The sequence below is a fragment of the Listeria grayi genome, assembly GCF_900638015.1.
Lineage (GTDB): Bacteria > Bacillota > Bacilli > Lactobacillales > Listeriaceae > Listeria > Listeria grayi.
This window is the reverse complement of the sequence record NZ_LR134483.1, coordinates 1,915,509-1,934,572: the sequence shown is the minus strand read 5'-3', so window position 1 is coordinate 1,934,572 and position 19,064 is coordinate 1,915,509. Positions and strand designations below refer to the sequence as shown.

The 19,064-nt window shown below is 40.9% G+C and carries 23 protein-coding genes and 1 pseudogene; 16 read left to right on the top strand and 8 right to left on the bottom strand.

Translation table 11 applies throughout. The features are described 5' to 3' along the window. Nucleotides 1-13: 13 nt before the first annotated feature. On the bottom strand, nucleotides 14-676 hold the full coding sequence (locus tag EL241_RS09375; protein WP_036106163.1) for a FadR/GntR family transcriptional regulator: 663 nt from the start codon (nucleotides 674-676) through the stop codon (nucleotides 14-16). Nucleotides 677-802: 126 nt separating this feature from the next. Between EL241_RS09375 and EL241_RS09370 the strand changes: the two genes are divergently transcribed. Beyond that, the gene (locus EL241_RS09370) at nucleotides 803-1,855 is read left to right on the top strand and encodes an AI-2E family transporter (protein ID WP_036106165.1); all 1,053 of its coding nucleotides are present in this window, start codon (nucleotides 803-805) and stop codon (nucleotides 1,853-1,855) included. A 45-nt stretch (nucleotides 1,856-1,900) separates the two neighbouring features. Here EL241_RS09370 and EL241_RS09365 read toward each other — a convergent pair whose 3' ends face one another. Together EL241_RS09365 and EL241_RS09360 are read right to left on the bottom strand one after the other, a co-directional pair. Beyond that, nucleotides 1,901-2,791 carry an alpha/beta hydrolase gene (locus tag EL241_RS09365; protein ID WP_036106168.1) on the bottom strand — a complete coding sequence of 297 codons (891 nt, stop codon included), beginning with the start codon at nucleotides 2,789-2,791 and terminating at the stop codon, nucleotides 1,901-1,903. A gap of 14 nt (nucleotides 2,792-2,805) precedes the next feature. Then, entirely contained in the window at nucleotides 2,806-3,621 is an 816-nt protein-coding gene (locus EL241_RS09360) for an alpha/beta fold hydrolase (RefSeq protein WP_126320529.1), read from the bottom strand. Nucleotides 3,622-3,759: 138 nt separating this feature from the next. On the opposite strand from EL241_RS09360, the gene EL241_RS09355 reads away from it, so the two are divergent. The 10 genes and pseudogenes from EL241_RS09355 to EL241_RS09310 all read left to right on the top strand — a co-directional run bounded on the left by EL241_RS09355 (nucleotide 3,760) and on the right by EL241_RS09310 (nucleotide 10,414). Then, nucleotides 3,760-4,215 carry a DUF4064 domain-containing protein gene (locus EL241_RS09355; RefSeq protein WP_003754917.1) on the top strand — a complete coding sequence of 152 codons (456 nt, stop codon included), beginning with the start codon at nucleotides 3,760-3,762 and terminating at the stop codon, nucleotides 4,213-4,215. Between the two features lie 95 nt (nucleotides 4,216-4,310). Next, nucleotides 4,311-4,541, top strand: coding sequence for a hypothetical protein (locus EL241_RS09350; RefSeq protein ID WP_003754918.1), 231 nt, complete (start codon nucleotides 4,311-4,313; stop codon nucleotides 4,539-4,541). Nucleotides 4,542-4,720: 179 nt separating this feature from the next. Then, nucleotides 4,721-5,035, top strand: coding sequence for a lmo0954 family membrane protein (locus tag EL241_RS09345; protein ID WP_036106171.1), 315 nt, complete (start codon nucleotides 4,721-4,723; stop codon nucleotides 5,033-5,035). A 16-nt stretch (nucleotides 5,036-5,051) separates the two neighbouring features. Continuing rightward, nucleotides 5,052-5,867, top strand: a complete 816-nt coding sequence (locus EL241_RS09340; RefSeq protein ID WP_036106174.1) for a PspA/IM30 family protein — start codon at nucleotides 5,052-5,054, stop codon at nucleotides 5,865-5,867. Nucleotides 5,868-5,981: 114 nt separating this feature from the next. Continuing rightward, nucleotides 5,982-7,127 (top strand): N-acetylglucosamine-6-phosphate deacetylase, encoded by a 1,146-nt coding sequence (nagA, locus tag EL241_RS09335; RefSeq protein WP_036106176.1) that lies wholly within the window; start codon nucleotides 5,982-5,984, stop codon nucleotides 7,125-7,127. 1 nt (nucleotide 7,128) lies between these two features. Next, nucleotides 7,129-7,833 (top strand): glucosamine-6-phosphate deaminase, encoded by a 705-nt coding sequence (locus EL241_RS09330; protein ID WP_003754922.1) that lies wholly within the window; start codon nucleotides 7,129-7,131, stop codon nucleotides 7,831-7,833. Between the two features lie 15 nt (nucleotides 7,834-7,848). Continuing rightward, nucleotides 7,849-8,568: a GntR family transcriptional regulator gene (locus tag EL241_RS09325; RefSeq protein WP_036106179.1), complete on the top strand. Its 720-nt coding sequence runs from the start codon at nucleotides 7,849-7,851 to the stop codon at nucleotides 8,566-8,568. A 100-nt stretch (nucleotides 8,569-8,668) separates the two neighbouring features. Next, a complete protein-coding gene (locus EL241_RS09320) occupies nucleotides 8,669-9,613 on the top strand; it encodes a DMT family transporter (RefSeq protein ID WP_036106182.1) in 945 nt (314 codons plus the stop codon). Between the two features lie 32 nt (nucleotides 9,614-9,645). After that, a pseudogene (locus EL241_RS09315) lies at nucleotides 9,646-10,084 on the top strand (VOC family protein). Then, nucleotides 10,085-10,414: an arsenic metallochaperone ArsD family protein gene (locus EL241_RS09310; RefSeq protein ID WP_003754927.1), complete on the top strand. Its 330-nt coding sequence runs from the start codon at nucleotides 10,085-10,087 to the stop codon at nucleotides 10,412-10,414. It begins immediately after the preceding pseudogene. Between the two features lie 35 nt (nucleotides 10,415-10,449). Here the strand turns inward: EL241_RS09310 and EL241_RS09305 are convergent, their stop codons facing one another. Continuing rightward, a complete protein-coding gene (locus EL241_RS09305; RefSeq protein ID WP_003754929.1) occupies nucleotides 10,450-11,397 on the bottom strand; it encodes an LCP family glycopolymer transferase in 948 nt (315 codons plus the stop codon). A gap of 221 nt (nucleotides 11,398-11,618) precedes the next feature. On the opposite strand from EL241_RS09305, the gene EL241_RS09300 reads away from it, so the two are divergent. From EL241_RS09300 to htpX, 5 genes are all read left to right on the top strand, one after another. Further along, entirely contained in the window at nucleotides 11,619-12,668 is a 1,050-nt protein-coding gene (locus EL241_RS09300; RefSeq protein ID WP_003754931.1) for a glycosyltransferase family 4 protein, read from the top strand. Nucleotides 12,669-12,783: 115 nt separating this feature from the next. Continuing rightward, nucleotides 12,784-13,692, top strand: coding sequence for a peptidase U32 family protein (locus tag EL241_RS09295; protein ID WP_036106187.1), 909 nt, complete (start codon nucleotides 12,784-12,786; stop codon nucleotides 13,690-13,692). A gap of 14 nt (nucleotides 13,693-13,706) precedes the next feature. Further along, entirely contained in the window at nucleotides 13,707-14,933 is a 1,227-nt protein-coding gene (locus EL241_RS09290; protein WP_036106190.1) for a peptidase U32 family protein, read from the top strand. Between the two features lie 78 nt (nucleotides 14,934-15,011). Continuing rightward, complete coding sequence (locus EL241_RS09285; protein WP_003754937.1) at nucleotides 15,012-15,569, top strand: LemA family protein; 558 nt, start codon at nucleotides 15,012-15,014, stop codon at nucleotides 15,567-15,569. Nucleotides 15,570-15,589: 20 nt separating this feature from the next. Further along, nucleotides 15,590-16,507 carry a zinc metalloprotease HtpX gene (htpX, locus tag EL241_RS09280; RefSeq protein ID WP_003754939.1) on the top strand — a complete coding sequence of 306 codons (918 nt, stop codon included), beginning with the start codon at nucleotides 15,590-15,592 and terminating at the stop codon, nucleotides 16,505-16,507. Between the two features lie 46 nt (nucleotides 16,508-16,553). Here htpX and EL241_RS09275 read toward each other — a convergent pair whose 3' ends face one another. From EL241_RS09275 to EL241_RS09260, 4 genes are all read right to left on the bottom strand, one after another. Next, nucleotides 16,554-16,796, bottom strand: coding sequence for a hypothetical protein (locus EL241_RS09275; RefSeq protein WP_126320525.1), 243 nt, complete (start codon nucleotides 16,794-16,796; stop codon nucleotides 16,554-16,556). 66 nt (nucleotides 16,797-16,862) lie between these two features. Then, nucleotides 16,863-17,672 (bottom strand): protease adaptor protein YjbH, encoded by an 810-nt coding sequence (yjbH, locus tag EL241_RS09270; protein ID WP_003754943.1) that lies wholly within the window; start codon nucleotides 17,670-17,672, stop codon nucleotides 16,863-16,865. Nucleotides 17,673-17,850: 178 nt separating this feature from the next. Beyond that, on the bottom strand, nucleotides 17,851-18,432 hold the full coding sequence (locus EL241_RS09265) for a CYTH domain-containing protein (protein WP_003754945.1): 582 nt from the start codon (nucleotides 18,430-18,432) through the stop codon (nucleotides 17,851-17,853). Beyond that, the gene (locus EL241_RS09260; protein WP_036106194.1) at nucleotides 18,425-18,916 is read right to left on the bottom strand and encodes a tetratricopeptide repeat protein; all 492 of its coding nucleotides are present in this window, start codon (nucleotides 18,914-18,916) and stop codon (nucleotides 18,425-18,427) included. Before EL241_RS09260 ends, EL241_RS09265 begins: the two co-directional genes overlap by 8 nt. Between the last annotated feature and the right edge of the window lie 148 nt (nucleotides 18,917-19,064).

The following is a 19,064-nucleotide window of genomic DNA, read 5'->3' as shown; positions in this document are numbered from 1 at the left end:
ATACTCCTTCTATCTAAATTCGCTTTTTGAATGTGTGGATATAGTGATCGATTTCTTGCATAGCGGCTTCCTGATCACGTACTTTGATTGCTCGAATCAGTTGTTGATGACCGATCGTGTAGTCATCGGCAAGAGAGACCGTTTTCTCGATACTGATTTTCATCTGTTCGACGATATTGGTATACAACGTAAGCAATAGCGAGTTATGTGCAGCTTTGACAACAGAAATATGCAGGCTGATATCGGCATCGACAAAGCTGTCAAGTTCACCATCGGCAACAGCAGCACGGCAGGCATGCATCCATTTCTCCATTTCGAGCATATCCTCGTCGGTGTAGCGAGCACAGGCCAACACCGCAGCTTCCTTATCTAAGGCATGACGAACATCCAAAATATCCGCGAGCGTTGATTTTGACAAACGGCGCTGCAGGATCGCATTCAATTCATCGCTGTGTGTGACAAAAGTTCCTTCGCCCTGTTTTGTAGTCAAAAGTCCAACATGAACCAGTGCGCGCACGGCTTCTCGTAATGTGTTACGGCTGATCCCAAATTGTTTCATCAGTTCTGTTTCGTTAGGGATCTTGCTACCGATCTGCCATTCATTATCATGGATTTTTTTCTCCATTTGACTATATACTTGTTCCACGAGTGTTTTCCGTTCGACTTTATCCAATATTTTCCCCTCCTTAAAGGTAGGATGATTGGACTATTATAAAATAGATTTTTATTTTTGTAAACCTCATTGCATAAGAATGGAAGAAAATATGGTAAGATAAAGAAAGAAATCAGAGGGGTATGAGAAATGGAAAATATTCAGAAGTTATTTCACAACAAAAGTTTTCAGCGGGTACTGACATTTATTCTGTTGATCGGTATTCTTTATTTGTTGCGCAGTGAATTGAATCTTATCTTATTGACATTTATCTTTGCATTTATTGTCACGAGATTGGAACGCCTGATTTTACGTTGGGTCAAAATTCCGCGCAAATTGATTGTTGTTATTTTGTACATATTGGTGGCACTGGGGATATATGCGGGAATTACACATGTATTGCCTGTTCTGATCAAACAGATCTCGGAATTAGTAGATCTAGGGGTGAAATTGTATCATCATCCGCCGCAAAATGGCTTTACCGACTGGTTGTTAGATACAACTAAAAATTCCCATATCCAATCCTATCTCCGGCAAGGGGCGGACCTGATCATGGATTCGTTGAAAAGCTTCGGCGCACTCGGCATGTCGTTCTTTTTAGCGCTTATCTTGAGTTTGTTTTTCTCCTTGGAAAAAGAGCGGGTCGCCAAATTTACTGCCCAATTCCAGACGAGCAAATTAAGCTTTTTATATGATAATCTTGCTTATTTTGGTAAAAAATTCGTTTCGACTTTTGGCGTTGTCCTTGAAGCGCAGTTGGTGATCGCTGTTATCAATACATTGATCACTTCGCTGGCATTATTCTTAATGGATTTTCCGCAAATGCTAAGTCTGGTCATTATGGTTTTCCTATTCGGATTGATCCCAGTTGCCGGCGTGATTATTTCTTGCATTCCGCTTACGGTCATTGCGTATACGATCGGTGGGGTAGAAGACGTTATTTATCTGTTGATCACGATCGTGGTCGTTCACTGTATTGAAACGTATTTCCTCAACCCAAGATTGATGGCTTCTAAAACAAGCTTGCCAATCTTCTATACCTTTATCGTCCTGATATTTTCCGAAAGTTATTTCGGTGTGTGGGGACTGATCATTGGTATTCCAGTATTCGTGTTCTTACTTGATATCCTCGACGTTCGCAACGAGGAGCAGAAGCAGAAACATACTTTCTTTGGAAATCGGAAAAAAACACAGCATAAATAACCATAAAAAGACCGATAAAGTAATAACTACTTTATCGGTCTTTTTTTAATCCCAAAGGAAATCAGCGATCCATTTATCTACTTTTTCACTGTCGTGTAAGTTAGAATGTTTGCCTTCCTTCCCGGTGATGATTTTTTCTTTATAACTGGCTGCCCGTTTATAAATGAATTTCCCGGAGAGTGCGCTTGCTATAGAAACCGAACCGTCACTTTTGCGACCATCTTTCGTATCACCGGCGACGTTCAGGACTTCTAGTTTATTTGAAATAACGGAGCTGTTTTTCAGCAATTCGGCATAGCGTTCTGATTGCATGGCAGGACCTGTTGGTGTTAAGTCGTAAGGAGTCTTGCCATCATCGCCGATCGATAAGCCGTTTAAAGGAGCACCGAGCAGTGCAACTTTTTTAACAGAGGGAACACTTTTATTGGTGGCATTTTTTTCGATATAATCAGTTAAACTCACGCCACCCATTGAATGACCAACGAGATTGACTTCTTCGATATGATAAACGTTTTTTAGATCGATCATGGCATCTTTGATCCATTCACTTTGATTGACCATCGAACTTTTATTGTCTGCAAAAAGGAGCTGGATCAACGGATTTTTGGCATATTTGTCAAATGTGCCTTGGATTGCTAAATTGCCATCGGGTTTGACTGTGATAACGAGCGAGCGGCTGCCTAAATTTTTGGAGGAAAATCTGTCGATCATCGGACCAAAGCTGCTTTTTCCGCCAGAATAGCCATGGATAAAGAGAGTGGGTGTCGTGATCTCTTTTTTTGCGGTCTCTTTGCCGGCGATTTTCGCCTGTGGCTGTGGGGTCGTTTTTGTTGTTTCCTTCTTCTCGGGTGATCTTGTCGTGGTCGTGTGGAAAATAAAACCGATGATCACTAGGAAAATCACTGCGATCAGAAGACTAGGGATACTTTTCTTCATGTGTTACTCCTTTCTTACCGCCATAAAAAGTCACCTATGTAGTTATCAACGATAGGTAATTCATGCAGCGCAGAATGATTTGCATCTTTGCTTTTTAGGATGTGTAGCGATAATTGTTGTTTGGTAAAGATTTTCTTTCCGTAACGAACACTGGCTGCGCTGACCTCGCCGTCACTTTTGCTGCCGTCCAGAATGTCGCCGCCGATAATCAAGATCTGCGTTTTTTTCGGGAGGACTTGACTGATACGCTTGGCAAATCGGCCGTGTAGGTAAGAAGCGTGGTCGATTACAACTTCTTCAGAGCCGTTGAGGTATTCTTCTGGATAAAACGGAACGCCTAAAAAGACGATTTTATCTGCCATTGGATAAACGGGATTGTCGCCTTCCGTTGCGAGATAAGAGATCCATGTCCCGCCACCCATTGAATGACCGACTGCATAAAATTTTTTGATCGCGTAATGTTTTTTTAAATAGCGCATGGCTTTTTTTGTCCACGCCGATTGCTGTGCGATGGAAGCACGATTGTCATCGAAAACGATATTTATTAAGGGATTTTTAGCATCAGTAGGATAGCTTCCTTGCGTATGGAGCTTGCCAGATGTATCGACTCGAATATGAAGTGACTCGGTGCCCCAGTGGTATTTCTCGGAAAAACGTCTGATCATGCCATGAAAAGAACGATCATTACCGGCATAGCCATGGATAAACACAGTGGGAATATGACGATTAGTTACTTTGAGCGGGGCAGGCTGCATTTTTATGAGGATAAAAACAGAAGCACCCACTAAGAGTAGCGGTATTAAAATAGTAAAGCTGAACCGCTTTAGCATGCCGATCTTCCTTTCTTTGTGAAAATGTTACTTCTATACTATAACTTTTTTTCTGGAAAAACGCACGGAGCAAGCAACTTAAAATAGTAGAAAAGTTAATTTAATTATGTAATAATAAGCGGGAGAGGGGGATTTCACATGATAAAACGAACTGGTGAAGTAACACTAGCAACTATTGGTCTGATTCTTGGGGCGATTTTACAAGGATTATTCTCTTTGGTAAGCAGCTGGGTAGGAAATATCACACAAAGTAATGCGGAAAGTTCGGATTTCGCGGCGCGGTATGAATCAGCGTTACGTGATGCTAATGTTTCGCCAAGCGACGCGCCAGATGTACATACGGTTATTACCGGCCTGCATACGTTCGGAACTTGGTCATTGATCATTTTGATAGTCACAGTTATCATTTCCGTCTTGGGTATTTATTTTATCATTGGCAATAAAAAGCCTGTACTTGCAGGGATCTTATTTTTGGTAGCAGCGATCGTTGTTTTATTAGCTACTCTGTTCGTAGGATTTATCCCGGCAATTTTATTATTTATCGCCGCGCTAATGAGTTTTATCCGCAAACCAAGACCATTCGCTACATTATAGCTGGTTTTAAAATCCCTTGCTGCTCGTGTAGCGGGGGCTTTTTTGTTTGTAAATGAGGAAAGAGGGAAACGAAAGATAGATAAGGAGGAATCGCTATGAAAAAAGGATTTTGGATAGCGGGTTCTGTGATCGGACTAGTACTGCCCTTGTACCTTCTCAAGAAAAAAGACTTCGCAAACCGTGCCGCATTTGATGTTAGTTCCATTAGGAATCGTGCGGTAGAAGGATTGTTGACAGAGGAAGCGACGATGGAAGAAGCTGACATGGTGTCAGAAGGTGCGCTCACGACCGTTCGCTATGAAAATGAACGTCAAGAATTGGAATAGGTTACCATCAAAGCGACCCTGCCTCTTAGGATCGCTTTTTTTACAAGTAAAAGTTAAAATTAAGTCGCAAGTTGTATATAAATTTACACCCTTAGCTACTTTCCTATTACTTGGTCAAAAGGTAAGATAGAGATACAATAAAGAAAACACTTAGTATTGTGGAAAAGAGGAGGATCAAGATGCCATTAATCATTATTGGGATATTAGCGATTTTTCTTATCTCCCTGATTTTTATGTTCTTGTGGCCCGTTATTATCGCGACACTTGGCGCTTTACTCGCTTATTTTTCTTTCCGTTATTTAAGAAAAGCACGCGGCTGGGGAGAAAAGATTCTATATGGTATTTTAGCTGTTATTGGAGTACTTCTGATCTTGGCACATTTAAAAGGCATTTTAGCCGTAGCGATCATTGCCGCGATTATTTATTTCTTTACAAAACGAAAACGCCCTCGCAAAAAAGACGACAGCACATTCGATTACCCATATGACAAATAAATTGGAGGAAAATAAAATGGCAAACTTATTTGACAAATTAAAAGAATTGAACCAATCGTTAAACAATAAATTAGACGAACGCACAGAAAAGAAACGCAGCTCGGTTGCTTACTATATGGATCAGACTAAAAGTGAAATAAAAGAGATCGAAAAAATGGTAGAAAAACAACGCGAGTTGAAGTCGCTTTTCTATAAAGAATACCAAGAAATGGAAACATACTTGGAGAAAAGACGCTATCAGAAAAAATTAGCAGAAGAAGCAGAAGAAACCAAACTTGCTGAATTTGTACAAAATGAGATCGATCAATACGAAGTGCAGCTAGCAGAAACAAAAGAGCATTATCAAAGTGCAAGTTCACAACTAGAAGAACTGGAAACGCGAATGCAAGAAATGCGTTTGAAATGGAAAAACTTGAAAACGAAACATTTGGCTGAAATCGCCGAAAAAAATGCAGAAGCCACTTCTAAAAAAATGGATAAAGTGATCCATGATATGAGTTGGGGAACCGTGACGGACTATCATGAAGCACAAAAACAGCGCGATCTGGAAGAAACTGCCCGCAAACGTGAAACGATCACGAAAGAACTTTCTCAGTCCTTCGATGATTTGATGGACGAACTTAATCGCAAGTCTCAAAAAAGCAAAGTAGTCATCAAAGATAAAGCGAGTCAATTCCATGATATGATCGATGACATGATCGAACAAGAAAAAATCAATTTCCGCAAATCCAAAGATCCATCAATGGAAGAAAAATTGAGCGATCTTGAAAAACGTGCGAAAGAGCAGCCTTCTGATACAGAAGAGCAAGATGAAGATACACAAGAAAAATAACTAGCTGAGGCTGAAACGCAGAAATGTGTTTCAGCTTTTTTTTCGCAGATTTCTTGCATTTTGGCATAATCGTGCTATAATAATTGGTATAGACCAGTCGAGGAGGAATTTGGTATGACTACAAAAACAATCATCAATGCAACGATATACACTGGCAAACAAGTTCTAGAAAATGCGTATGTTCGTTTCGATAAAACTGTCCGCGAAGTAGGCAGCATGCAGGACTTTATCGCCTTAGACAAAGAAGAAGTCGTAGATGCAGAGGGGAAAAAATTAATTCCCGGCTTCATCGATGTCCATTCGCATGGCGGTTACGGTTTTGACGTAATGGACGCAGATGCGGATCATTTGAAGAAGCAAGTCCGCAATATGCTGCGCGAAGGAATCACTACCTATTTCCCAACCACGATGACACAATCCCATGAAAATATTGAAAATGCGCTTCGGGTCATTGGTGAAGTAGCAGAAGAAGAACCGGTGATTGGTGGGATCCATTTAGAAGGACCTTTCGTTTCACCAGTATTCAAAGGTGCACAGCCGGAAGAATTTATCCAAGCACCGGATTTAGAACTATTTAAAAAATGGTTTGACATCTCAAAAGGCCAAATCAAATTAGTAACTTATGCTCCGGAACATGAAACGTCGGCAGCATTTGAAAACTTGTGCTTAGAGCTAGGCGTTGTACCAAGTGTCGGGCACTCGAATGATGTTAGAGAGCATTTGAAGACAAGTAAGGCTTCCCATGCCACACATCTTTATAATGCTTGCCACCGTATGACTCACCGTGAACCAGGAGTTCCCGGACATGTATTGCTAGAAGACGGGATCAACGCAGAATTGATTGTTGACGGCATCCATGTGCATCCTGATATGTGCAAACTCGCTTACCAAATGAAAGGCCCGGAACACATCAGTATCATTACGGATTCAATGCGGGCGAAAGGAATGCCAGAAGGGAAATCCGAACTAGGCGGCCAAACGGTTATCGTGAAAGATAAGCAAGCCCGGTTAGAAGACGGTACCTTAGCAGGAAGCGTGTTGACATATGACGATGCTTTCCGCAATATGATCAAATTCACAAACTGTCCGATCGAGCATGCTGTATTGATGTCTTCGGTCAACCAAGCAACGGAATTCCATTTAACGACTAAAGGCGGTATCGCAGCTGGTAAGGATGCAGATTTCAATCTTTTAGACGAAGATCTAAACATCGTTTCCACATACTCCTTTGGACAATTATTTAATAGAGAGGACGTTTAATATGCAAATCATCAAAACACAAAATAAATTAGCAGGTTCCCAAAAAGGCCTAGAAATAATCGAGGAAGCTATCCGCGCTGGGAAAGTAAATACACTTGGTCTAGCAACAGGAAGCACGCCAGAACTGTTTTATCAAGAATTAGTAAAAAGCGATGTCGATACATCGAATATCACGACAACAAATTTAGACGAATATGTTGGTCTTGCAGCAGATGACGTAAACAGTTATCATTACTATATGAATGACCTGTTATTCTCGAAAAAAGCGTTTAAAGAAAGCTTCTTGCCAGATGGAACAGCAGAAGATCCAGAAGCAGAATGTGTTCGCTATGAACGTGTACTCGCAGAACATCCTATCGATATCCAGATCCTTGGTATTGGTACAAATGGTCACATCGGATTCAATGAACCAGGAACTTCATTTGATTCATTGACACATAAAGTGGAGTTGACCGTTTCAACTCGAGAAGCAAACAAAGTACACTTTGAGAAAGAGGAAGACGTACCTACTCATGCTTATTCCATGGGAATCAAATCTATTATGAATGCGAAAAAAATCATTTTATTTGCTTTTGGAACAAGTAAAGCAGAAGCAATCAAAAATGCTGTAAACGGACCAGTAGATGAAAATTGCCCAGGTTCTGTTTTGCAAAATCATCCAGATGTAACGATCATAGTAGATGAAGAAGCGGGTGCTCTTCTTTAAAAAGAGGGCGAGAAAATGATCGACAAACAGTCAGGAATACCAATTTATATTCAAATTCAAAATGATATTAAACAGAAGATCGAAGAAGGTTATTGGCAAGTCGGCACTGCAATACCGGCCGAACGTCAGCTTGCGGAAATGTTTAATGTCAGCCGAATGACAGTAAGACAAGCTATTCAAGGATTAGTAGACGATGGCGTCTTACAACGCAGAGTCGGTGCGGGGACCTTTATTTCGGAACGTAAACTGACGGAACGTTTAGAGGCGGTCACTAGTTTTACCAACCTCATGATACAAGAAGGAAAAACACCTTCGACTCGAGTAGTGGCATTTGGTATCAAACCTGCTAGTTTACAAGAAACAGAAGCGCTACAGCTGCCGCCAAGCAGCAACGTCATGAAGGTGGAACGTGTCCGTTACGGTGATAAAGTTCCAATTCTGTATGAAACAGTAGCTATCCCAGAAATCGTAGCAGAGCAGCTTACGCGTGAAGATATCATGAACTCGCTTTATGAAGCGATCGTGACAAAACTTGGCCAATCGATCGGCGAGGCAGAACAAGTAATGGAGGCTGCGCTGATCTCCGAAAAAATCGCGCCATATCTGGAAGTGAAAATCGGAACGCCAGTGATGAAACTTCGGCAAATCACAAAGCTTTCCGATGGCCGACCGTTCGAATTTACGCGCTCTCAATATGTCGGCAGTCGGTTCCAATTCGTAGCGAAAATCAATTAAAACAGCAGACTCACGATGAGTCTGCTGTTTTTTGTTTAGCAAGCCAGATAGTTTGGTACTTATCAGTAAGCGATGATATTAAAATCAAGGAGGAAAGCGAATGGCTCGATTAAAAATCTGCATGTACATATTATTAGCAAGTCTGGCTGTATCTACTCAAGAGATCGTTTTGAAATTAGCCGGCAACAGATTCGATCCTTTTTATTTCACGTTTCTGCGATTTTTGATCGCGGCTGTGATCATTTTGTTTTTTGCGGCAATGCTGACAAAACGTTTGCTTCAACACCTTGATCGAACTGCTTTCTTTTTGCTGGCGCTAAATGGTTTTTTGTTCGTTGTTATCGGCATGGTCTTGTTCCAGTTGGCGGTAGACGATACGAAAGCAGGAGTCGTAGCTGTTTTATTTAGCTGCAATCCAATATTTACATTAGTGTTGACATTTTTTGTGTTTAAAGAAAAACTGTCTATTTTCAGTATCATTTCGATCTTGATCAGTTTGGCTGGGATGTTGCTTGTCGTAGACCCGACTAATTTGACGAAACCGGTGGGGATCAGTTTGGCGTTGGGATCTGCGATGTTGTTTTCTATTTATAGTATTTTTTCTAGGAAAATCAGTTTGCGGACAGGAATGGATACATTGGAAGTAACGGGCTTTACGTTTTTATTTGGCAGTTTGGAACTTTATTTGCTAATGGTTTGTAGCAAATTCCCACTTGTACAGCATTTTTTGACAAGCCATGAGGGATTTCAAGTATTTGCGAAGATTCCACTTTTTGTTCCGCTCCACTGGAATGATCTTCCGCTAGTGCTTATTTCGGGGATTTTTAATACTGCACTCGGCTTTGTCCTTTATTTCTTTATTATGAAGGAGACAAGTACAACACTCGCAGCAACACAATTCTTTGTCAAACCGGCTTTGGCGCCATTACTTAGTTTCTTGTTTTTAGGGGAACCACTGAAAGTGATGCTGATATTGGGTGTTGGTGTGATTTTGATCGGTTCTGCTTTCACGATCTATGGGGATCATCTTTATCGGAAACGATAAGTGCTAGTATGTTATAGTAGAGACAAATCAAAATGAAAGAGGGGCTAGGGATGCGAGGCACGATTCATCATATTGAATTTTATGTAAAGGACTTGGCAGTGAGTCGGGCATTTTATCAAAGCTTACTGGGAAAGCTTAGCTATCAGCTTTATCAAGAATGGGAGCAAGGATTTAGTTTCAAGCTTGGCGATACATATCTCGTTTTTGTCCAGGTGGAAGAGCCGTATCAAAAGAATGGCTACCATCGCAAAAATATTGGTCTGAATCATTTGGCTTTTTCGGTGGATAGTTATAGAGAGGTGGACGAACTGCGGGAATATCTGCTCAAGCACTCGGTTCCCTTGTTGTATGACGAAAAATATCCATTTGCCGGGGGAGAGCAACACTATGCAGTGTTCTTTTGAAGACCCGGATCGGATGAAATTGGAAGTAGCTGTGCGGAATACGGAGTTGCTGGAAGGAGAGAGCTAGATGCGCGAGATAATTTGTTATTGCTTGCAGGATGATCCGGAGAGTGAGGAGCTTGAGATTTTTCGTGAAACAAAAAAAGCCATCGAGACAGAGGCGTTCAAAAGAATAATGGAGAAAACGCCAGAAATGCAGTTATACATAAAAACAGATTCCCCCGAAGCATTTAGGAAGAATAGATTGGTGGCGCAAAAGCTGGTGGATGAAGGAGAAGCAGCTTTTCCTTTAGTCTTTTTGGATGGAGCCATTTACCGAAGCGGTAAATTTATAGAAATGAAAGAACTGGCAGCCCTTTTAAATATTGGGATCTCCATTCAGCGTGAAGAAGAATAAATAAAAAGGCGAACCGTTATGGTCCGCCTTTTTTATTATTGATTCATTTCTAAGTTCTTTGCGAGTTCATCGTGCAGTCTTGTACGCTCATTGTCACTAACACTGTAGTACCAAGGTCCGGAGTTATTGATCTTACCGCCTGTTCCTTGAACCTGCAGATTTTCAACATTATTGACAGCGCCGCGATAATTTTTTGCGATTCGTGTCACATCTTCTAGTGTGAAGTCGGTTTGAACATTGTCGCCAACGGCATTCATGATCTTATTGAAGCTCAATACCACATTTGCGGATAAAACTTTCTTCACGATCGCTGTAATAACTTGTTGTTGACGTTTTTGACGGCCAAAGTCACCTTGCGCATCAGTTTTACGGATACGAACATAAGCAAGTGCATTATCACCATCTAATGTTACGTTGCCTTTATGGAAAACCTTTTTACCTAAGCTGATTCCTTCTGTATCATTGTAAACAGTGACACCACCAACAGCATCAACAAGGTCATGGAAGCCTTCCATGTTCATTTTAACGTAGTAATTAAAAGGAATACCTTTCAAAAATTCTGTTGTAGTATCGGATGCCATTTTTACGCCACCATAAGCATAGGCTGCATTGATCTTTTCGTTTGAGTTATGACCGATGATCTCAGTTTTGGTATCGCGCGGGATACTCAACATCTGCGTTTTATTTGTTTTCCCATTTATCGTGGTTGCGATCAATGTATCAGAACGACCACGGTCTCCAGGACGTTCATCGACCCCCATGATTAATACGGAAAACGGGGTAGAGCCATTAAGGGTGACACTTGTTTTCTTTTTGCCTTCGATCGGATTGTATATTTTATCAAATGTTTTGTTTGTCTTCCAATATGCAATACCGAGAACTGCTGCGATTATAATAATGAGGAGCAGCAAGATAAGGAAAAAGATCTTTAAACCTTTTCGAGACTTTTTTTGGCGATGTTTGTCTGAACGCACATTTTTCATCCTCTCTTAATCATATAGTTATATAATAGTATAAAAAGTTAAAAAGGTCACTCTTTTTCTTTGTTTTACCCGCTTGGTTATCCGTAAATTTGGCATATTCATGTTTGTGACTAAATAATTGCCAGTTTTTGTCTCAAATTCCATAAATGCGGATTGTCAATTGACAGATAAAAACGTATAATGGGGTCAATAGAACTCATAAGAAAGGTGGGTTTGGTTTTATGTGGACAGCAGCACTTGTTTGTTTTTTAGTGACTATCGTATTGACCCCCTTTGTCAGATGGGTCGTCATAAAGTGTGATATAACAGATAAACCGAATGAACGTCGGATCAATCAAAAACCAATCGCAAGTCTAGGCGGACTAGCTATTTATGCTGGCTTTGCTGTCGGATTATTTGTATTCCCAATTGACAAGAGCTTGATTTGGCCATTGTTTATTGGTGCGACATTGATCATGCTGACGGGATTTTTAGATGATCTCTTGGAATTGAAAGCACGTTATAAATTGATCGGGCAGCTTTTTGCAGCTGTTATTATTGTTGTCGGGGGCGGTCTAAGTATTGAATTCATTAATTTGCCCTTTGGCGGGGAAATTCATTTCGGTATTTTTAGCATTCCGCTAACGATTCTTTGGGTCGTTTCGATCACCAATGCGATCAATTTGATCGATGGTCTAGACGGTTTAGCAGCAGGCGTTTCCGGGATCGCGTTTTTCACGGTCTGTGGAATGGCGTTTATTATGGGAGATAGCTTTGTTATGGGACTAGCGATCATCATGATCGCAGCCATTTTAGGATTCTTGCCGTATAATTTCCATCCAGCTAAAATTTTCATGGGTGACACCGGTGCTTTGTTTTTAGGCTATGTATTGGCAGTTTTGTCGATCATGGGCTTTAAAAACGTTACATTTATTTCACTCGTTGTTCCGATCTTGATTTTAGGTGTTCCGATCTCTGATACGCTCATTGCCATTATTCGGCGATTGATCAACAAACAGCCAATCGCGATGGCTGATAAATCACATCTGCATCATAGTCTGCTCAATGTCGGATTTACACACCGACAAACCGTTATTCTGATATATGCGATTTCGGCATTATTTTCGTTATTTGCTTTTATCTTTACAATGTCTTCTTTATGGGGATCTATGTTGCTGATCGGGATCTTACTGATCTTAATCGAAGTGTTGATCGAGATCCTCGGTTTGATAGGAGATACATATAAACCACTACTAAGACTTCTGCAGTGGAATAAAAACAAAATCGACTAAGGCGGTTCCCTTGTAAATGAGCAAGGGGGCTGTTTTTTTGATAAAAGCATTGCAGTAGCGCGCGGTTATGTGATACATTTATCAAGTAAAAGAATTGGAAAAGAGGTTCTAAAACATGGAAATTATTGCGACTGTAGATTCGCTGGCGCAGGCTGAGCAGTTGCTCGAAGCAGGGGTCGATCGCTTGTATGTGGGACAAAGTCCATTTGGGCTTAGATTGCCGAGATCATTTTCGCTCGAAGAGATAAGTGAAATGACGAGCATGGCACATCAAGCAGGGAAAAAAATAACGGTAGCATTAAACGGCTTGATGCACAATAAAGAAATCAAGCAGTTGCCACCATTTTTGGAAGCACTGGATGAAATTGGTGTTGATGCTTTCACATGTGGAGACCCGGGAACAATGCTGCTTGTAGAAGAATATGCAGCACATATCCCGTTTATTTATGATGCCCAAACATTTGTGACCAGTAGCGAACAAATCAAGTTTTGGGAAACGCATGGAGCTGTGGGTGCTGTATTGGCACGTGAGCTAACGAGTGGAGAGATCGCGGATATCCAAAGTCATCTGACGATCCCAGTAGAAGTGCTTGTTTATGGACCAACATGTATCCATCATTCCAAACGAAAATTAGTGACGAATTATGAACATATCGTAGAGATAGAAGAAGATACGTCTTTGGCGCGGGGTCTTTTTTTACGTGAACCAAATGATGAAAACAGCCAATTGCCGATTTATGAAGATGAGACTGGTACTCATATTTTTTCAACCGAAGATATTTCATTGATGCCATTCTTAGAGGAACTTTACCAGAACGGCATCAAATGTTGGAAACTTGACGGCACTCTGTGTGAGACAAGTAACTTTGTCCAAATCGCGAAGCTGTTCGTGGAAGCAAAGGCAGCTATCGAGGCTGGCAGTTATGTAGCTACTTATTTTGAAAATAAACTGGCGGCTTTGCAAAAACCGTCTAGACAATTAGCTCCGGGATTTTATACAAAAGATCCTAACGAAGTGAAGTAAGGGGAATGAAGAGCGTGAAAAAAGAATTAAAACGACCAGAAATACTTGCACCGGCAGGTAATTTAGAAAAATTGAAAATTGCGATCCGCTATGGGGCTGATGCAGTTTATATAGGCGGACAAGCATTTGGGCTGCGTTCGCGAGCAGGTAATTTTAGTTTCGAAGAGATGGCAGAAGGAATCGCATTCGCGCATGAACATCAAGCAAAAGTATATGTAGCGGCAAACATGGTCGCACACGTGGGCGATACAGAAGGAGCAGGAGAATTTTTCCTTACGCTTCGTGATTTAGGAATCGATGCGGTGATCGTTTCGGATCCGGCACTGATCCAAATTTGCTTCGAGTCAGCGCCAGGCTTGCCAGTCCATCTTTCTACCCAAGCTTCGGCTACGAACTATAAGACGCTGGAATTTTGGAAACGTCAAGGATTAGAACGTGTCGTCTTGGCGCGAGAAGTTGGTATGGCGGAGATCCAAGAAATCTCAGCAAATTCCGATGTCGAAATCGAGGCGTTTATCCACGGAGCAATGTGTATTTCTTATTCGGGACGCTGTACATTGTCTAATCACATGGCGAACCGTGATGCAAATCGAGGCGGATGTGCGCAAAGTTGCCGCTGGAAATATGAATTGTTTGAGATTGATAGAGGAGTCAGCAAAAATATCGTTGATGAAGACGAAGAGCCATTTTCTATGAGTGCTGTAGATCTATCGATGATCCGCCATATCCCTGATATGATCGAAGCGGGCGTCGATAGCCTGAAAATTGAAGGACGAATGAAATCGATCCATTATGTTTCGACCGTGGCAAGTGTTTATCGCAAAGTCGTAGATACGTACCTAGCAGACCCTGAACACTTTGTTTTTGATCGAGCTTGGGAAGATGAACTGTGGAAAGTAGCACAACGTGAACTATCCAGCGGGTTTTACTACCATGAACCAACCGAAGACGATCAATTATTCGGGAAAACAAGAAAGATCCCAAGTTATGCATTTGCAGCGCAAGTCTTAGATTATGACGAATCTACACAAATAGCGACACTACAGCAGCGAAATAATTTTGGCGTCGGCGAAGAAATCGAATTTTACGGACCAGATGATATTGGCTTTAAACAAACTGTGGCAGCGCTTTGGGACGAAAATGATGCACCGATTGATCGGGCTAAAAACGCTATGATGACGATTAAAATGAAAGTAGATGCGCCTGTAAAACCTTTTTATTTCATGCGGAAAAAGAAATGAGAATAGGACTAGCGGATGATTGTTAGTGGCTATCTTTTTCATGTATAATACATCTAAAGACTAAAGGAGGAATTTACAATGCTAATTTTAATTATTATTGCCATTATTGTGGTCTTGGCTTTGATTTATTTCGGACTATATAACGGATTAGTAAAAAAACGCAATCGGGTCGACGAAACATGGGCACAAATCGATGTGCAATTAAAAAGACGATATGACTTGATTCCGAATCTAGTAGAAACTGTAAAAGGTTATGCATCACACGAAAAAGAAACACTGACAAAAGTTATCGAAGCACGGAATGAAATGGGAAATGCCCAAAGCGGCGACAGCAGACAAGAACAATTGGATGCTGACAATAAGCTGTCTGGTGCACTTCGTTCGATCTTTGCATTAGGAGAAGCTTATCCGGATCTGAAAGCGAACCAATCGTTCATCGAATTGCAACACGAACTTTCTTCCACAGAAAATAAAGTGGCGTATTCCAGACAACTATACAATACAACTGTCATGGATTATAACAACTCGGTTCAGTCCGTACCATCCAACATCGTTGCCAAGATGCACAACTTCAGTGTTAGAGAAATGCTTTCTATCCCGACGGAAGAACGCGAAACGCCAAAAGTTCAATTTTAAGATAAAAGGAGAAGGTGCGAATGTTATTCAAACAAATCGCTTCGAATAAACGAAAAACGGTACTTATCGTTTTTTGCTTCTTCCTTATTGTCCTTTTAGTTGGTGCAGCGATCGGTGTCTTAGTTTGGAATAATTATCTAAATGGGATTCTGATCGCAGCGGTTATCGGCATTGTTTATATTTTATTCATGATCGGAAGTAGTTCTTCTGTCGTCATGGCCATGAATCATGCTAGGAGAATTAACAGTCGGGAAGAAGAACCAGTTTTATGGGATATCGTGGAAAATATGGCTATGGTTGCTAATATCCCGATGCCGCAAGTTTATATCGTAGATGAAGCTAGTCCCAATGCCTTTGCCACTGGGATATCGCCTAAAAAAGGCGCGGTAGCAGTGACGCGTGGATTACTTCAGCGGCTGGAACGTTATGAACTAGAAGGCGTTATTGCCCATGAGATCTCGCATATCCGCAACTACGATATCCGCTTATCCACGATCGCGATCGCACTTGTTTCCGTCATCGCCATTTTAAGCGACCTCGCGATGCGAATGCTCTTTTGGGGCGGCCTTACAGGCAATAATCGGAATAATCGTAAAGACAATAATGGCGGAGGCGCAGTTCAGATCGTCATCTATGTGGTGGCACTCGTTTTCGTGATCTTAGCACCTCTTATTGCAACAGCGATCCAATTCGCTTTATCTCGAAACCGCGAATACCTGGCAGATGCTAGCGCAGTTGAATTGACTCGTAACCCGCAAGGACTTATCGATGCACTTCAGAAAATCAGTGGCAATACACAAAAAATGGAAAATGTTAGCGCAGCAAGTGAATCGATTTACTTTTCATCACCGCTAAAAAAGAAAAACAAAGAAAAAGCTGGCTTATTTGATTCCCATCCACCGATCTCCATGCGGATCGAGCGACTAGAGTCGATGTAAATAGGAAAACCGAAGCACTTAGATGCTTCGGTTTTTTTAGTTAGAGTTATCTAATAGCTTCTACGATATAACCCACAAACATAAACAAATAAAAACTGAAGCAGGCTAACAAATTTCCAATCAATAGATAATTTTTCTTAGTTTTGAGAGAAATAAAAAAGCCAACACCGCCTATCAGAAAAGTAAACATCACTGTTGGATTCCCTTGATCAAAAAAGAGGTTGGGAATCCATAACATAATGGAAATCAGGATACAGAATAATGCGGCTGTGTTGTAAAGTAACTTCAAGTCGTTTTGCTCCTCTCGCCAGTGTATCAAAAAAGCGAAGAGAAATATTTTCTCCTCGCTATCCATTCAGCCAATATACTGCCATAAAATAGTTCCATCTTGCGAATCGATCGATACAACCTTTTGCTGTAAGATCCATTTTTTCATCTGGCGCTCGATTTGTTTATACGGTAAATGATAGAAAGCAGCCATTTCTTCGATCGTCGTCAGCTTGATTTCTTTCATATATTCTTCCATCGAAGGCTTTTCATCACTTTCCGGAAATTGCGCTAGCAGTTCCGAGAGAATGTGGACATAGATATCATAACTGTGACAGCCTGTCAGCTTCACACCGGCATCTTCAATATTTTTATTGAAGAAAACAACGGTTGGATTCTCCGTGATCTCCATTTCCCTGGCAACTTTTTGGTCACCGATGTAGGCACGCTTCGCAATGTTAGAACTCCAATCTTTTTGGAATTCTTTGAGATCAAGTCCTGTCGCAAGTGCTTGTTCAACAATGCAAGCATCATCGGCGATATCGCGACCTTCCAAGAAATAGGCTTGCTGTAGTTTACGCAAAAAGGAGATACCGAGTTTCTTCCCTTGCAGTTCTGCTGCTTTTACAGCGAGACAAGCTACATAAGAAAGCTGACTTTGTTCTTGCTGGTTTTTCATATCCGCATTGTTTCCTTCGCGTTTCTGCTTGCATAGGAAAGTCTGCAGGTTATTATGAAGAATATATCTTAATTTAAAGTATTTACCGTACTCCAACTGTAATCGTCTGATGTTGGCATCGACGTTCCAGCAATCGTTACAAACGGGATCGAAAAACAAATAGATTTCGATAGGTTTGCTATTTGCGATAGATTGGAGATATAAGTTTTGATTTATCATTACAATCACCTGATTTTCAGATTCTGGTTCTTTTGTATTTCGTGCACGTAAAAAATAGTTTGTACCGGTGTGCGAAGAATAAATCTTTTACAAACTACCGATACAACCTTTATCTACTTCTATTTTATCAGCGTCATTGTAAATTAACAAATAATAATCCTCGAAAAGCAAGATCTTCCTATTTATTTCCGTAAATATGGTCATAAAAGCGCTTCACTTTATTTGGCGCTTCGTTTTCTTCAATACCATAGTCTTCTAAAAGATTGGAAAAGATCTTTTTTCCCTTTTCAAAATCGGCGACTTCATACTCCAAATCAAAGTCTGCAATGTTGCCGTAGAAATTTTTATCAAATACTAGCAGGCCATTTTTATAATCTTTTTCAGCACGAATGGTTTGCAGGGAACCAAAATTTTCTAATTCTGTATGGTCAATGCTTAATTTTGCTAAAGCATCACGGATTTGACCGACAGGGATGTTGGAACCGGCAATAATTCCTTCAGCTTGATCTGGTGCGAGAATCTGAGTAGTTTCCAGCAGACCAACTTTTTCTGGTGTTTTGAGTGTCAGTTCATAATTATTATTGCGAGCGCGGATGCGAAGCGCAGCGTGCAGTTCTTTGAGGGCAAATGCAGGTGTGTCAAAATAATAATTCGTCTGTTCGAAAAAATCAGCCTCTTTAAGTCCAAAACTTTCAATCAGTTCCTGATACTCCTCTGCCGTGATCATATTTCTAAATTCGATTTCTAATTCTTTACTCATGGGTATCCTCCTCCGTAACTTCATATCGATAATCTAAGTTCTGTGTATAAAATGTCAATGCTCGTTCAAAGGCACGAATGTTTTTATCAGAAGCGTGCTGGATGATCAGCGTCAAAAGTTGACTGACAGCGGCCTTATAATCTGTTTGGTTATACTTTACCATTGCTTGAAAAACCTGTAAAACTGGTTCGTTCGGGAATTCTTGAATAGCTTGTTCCAGTAATTGATGGGCGCGCTCGTAATTGCCCGTGACGCGATAGGTACTTCCCAGTCCAATAAAAGCTTCTAACCGATCAGTGGTGGTCAATTTTCCTGAAAGGGCCAGTTCGTAAAAAGGAATCGCAGCGGTTTCTCTACCTAAACTGTCGTTGGCCCAAGCTGCGTAGTAATTCAGTTCTGCGTCTTCCGGTGTCTTTTGCAGTTCTTTCTCTATTATTTCAAGTGCCTCTAAATAGGCTTTGTTTTGCAACTTTTCCCGGATCATTTTTCTCGCCTCCCGTTGTTTATCCCTAGTTTATCATATTCTGTACAACCAGAAACCAAAAAAACACTTTTTGCGAGTGAAGGCTTTTTCTAATGGAGGCCATTTATGGTAGAATAAGATAGTATGGAAAACGCCTTGTTGCAAAAAT

Excerpts from the sequence above, each read along its gene's own strand:
- EL241_RS09370 (WP_036106165.1), top strand. The coding sequence starts at position 803 with ATGGAAAATATTCAGAAGTTATTTCACAACAAAAGTTTTCAGCGGGTA.
- EL241_RS09365 (WP_036106168.1), bottom strand. The coding sequence starts at position 2,791 with ATGAAGAAAAGTATCCCTAGTCTTCTGATCGCAGTGATTTTCCTAGTG.
- EL241_RS09360 (WP_126320529.1), bottom strand. The coding sequence starts at position 3,621 with ATGCTAAAGCGGTTCAGCTTTACTATTTTAATACCGCTACTCTTAGTG.
- EL241_RS09355 (WP_003754917.1), top strand. The coding sequence starts at position 3,760 with ATGATAAAACGAACTGGTGAAGTAACACTAGCAACTATTGGTCTGATT.
- EL241_RS09350 (WP_003754918.1), top strand. The coding sequence starts at position 4,311 with ATGAAAAAAGGATTTTGGATAGCGGGTTCTGTGATCGGACTAGTACTG.
- EL241_RS09345 (WP_036106171.1), top strand. The coding sequence starts at position 4,721 with ATGCCATTAATCATTATTGGGATATTAGCGATTTTTCTTATCTCCCTG.
- EL241_RS09340 (WP_036106174.1), top strand. The coding sequence starts at position 5,052 with ATGGCAAACTTATTTGACAAATTAAAAGAATTGAACCAATCGTTAAAC.
- nagA (WP_036106176.1), top strand. The coding sequence starts at position 5,982 with ATGACTACAAAAACAATCATCAATGCAACGATATACACTGGCAAACAA.
- EL241_RS09330 (WP_003754922.1), top strand. The coding sequence starts at position 7,129 with ATGCAAATCATCAAAACACAAAATAAATTAGCAGGTTCCCAAAAAGGC.
- EL241_RS09325 (WP_036106179.1), top strand. The coding sequence starts at position 7,849 with ATGATCGACAAACAGTCAGGAATACCAATTTATATTCAAATTCAAAAT.
- EL241_RS09320 (WP_036106182.1), top strand. The coding sequence starts at position 8,669 with ATGGCTCGATTAAAAATCTGCATGTACATATTATTAGCAAGTCTGGCT.
- EL241_RS09310 (WP_003754927.1), top strand. The coding sequence starts at position 10,085 with ATGCGCGAGATAATTTGTTATTGCTTGCAGGATGATCCGGAGAGTGAG.
- EL241_RS09305 (WP_003754929.1), bottom strand. The coding sequence starts at position 11,397 with ATGAAAAATGTGCGTTCAGACAAACATCGCCAAAAAAAGTCTCGAAAA.
- EL241_RS09300 (WP_003754931.1), top strand. The coding sequence starts at position 11,619 with ATGTGGACAGCAGCACTTGTTTGTTTTTTAGTGACTATCGTATTGACC.
- EL241_RS09295 (WP_036106187.1), top strand. The coding sequence starts at position 12,784 with ATGGAAATTATTGCGACTGTAGATTCGCTGGCGCAGGCTGAGCAGTTG.
- EL241_RS09285 (WP_003754937.1), top strand. The coding sequence starts at position 15,012 with ATGCTAATTTTAATTATTATTGCCATTATTGTGGTCTTGGCTTTGATT.
- htpX (WP_003754939.1), top strand. The coding sequence starts at position 15,590 with ATGTTATTCAAACAAATCGCTTCGAATAAACGAAAAACGGTACTTATC.
- yjbH (WP_003754943.1), bottom strand. The coding sequence starts at position 17,672 with ATGATAAATCAAAACTTATATCTCCAATCTATCGCAAATAGCAAACCT.
- EL241_RS09265 (WP_003754945.1), bottom strand. The coding sequence starts at position 18,432 with ATGAGTAAAGAATTAGAAATCGAATTTAGAAATATGATCACGGCAGAG.
- EL241_RS09260 (WP_036106194.1), bottom strand. The coding sequence starts at position 18,916 with ATGATCCGGGAAAAGTTGCAAAACAAAGCCTATTTAGAGGCACTTGAA.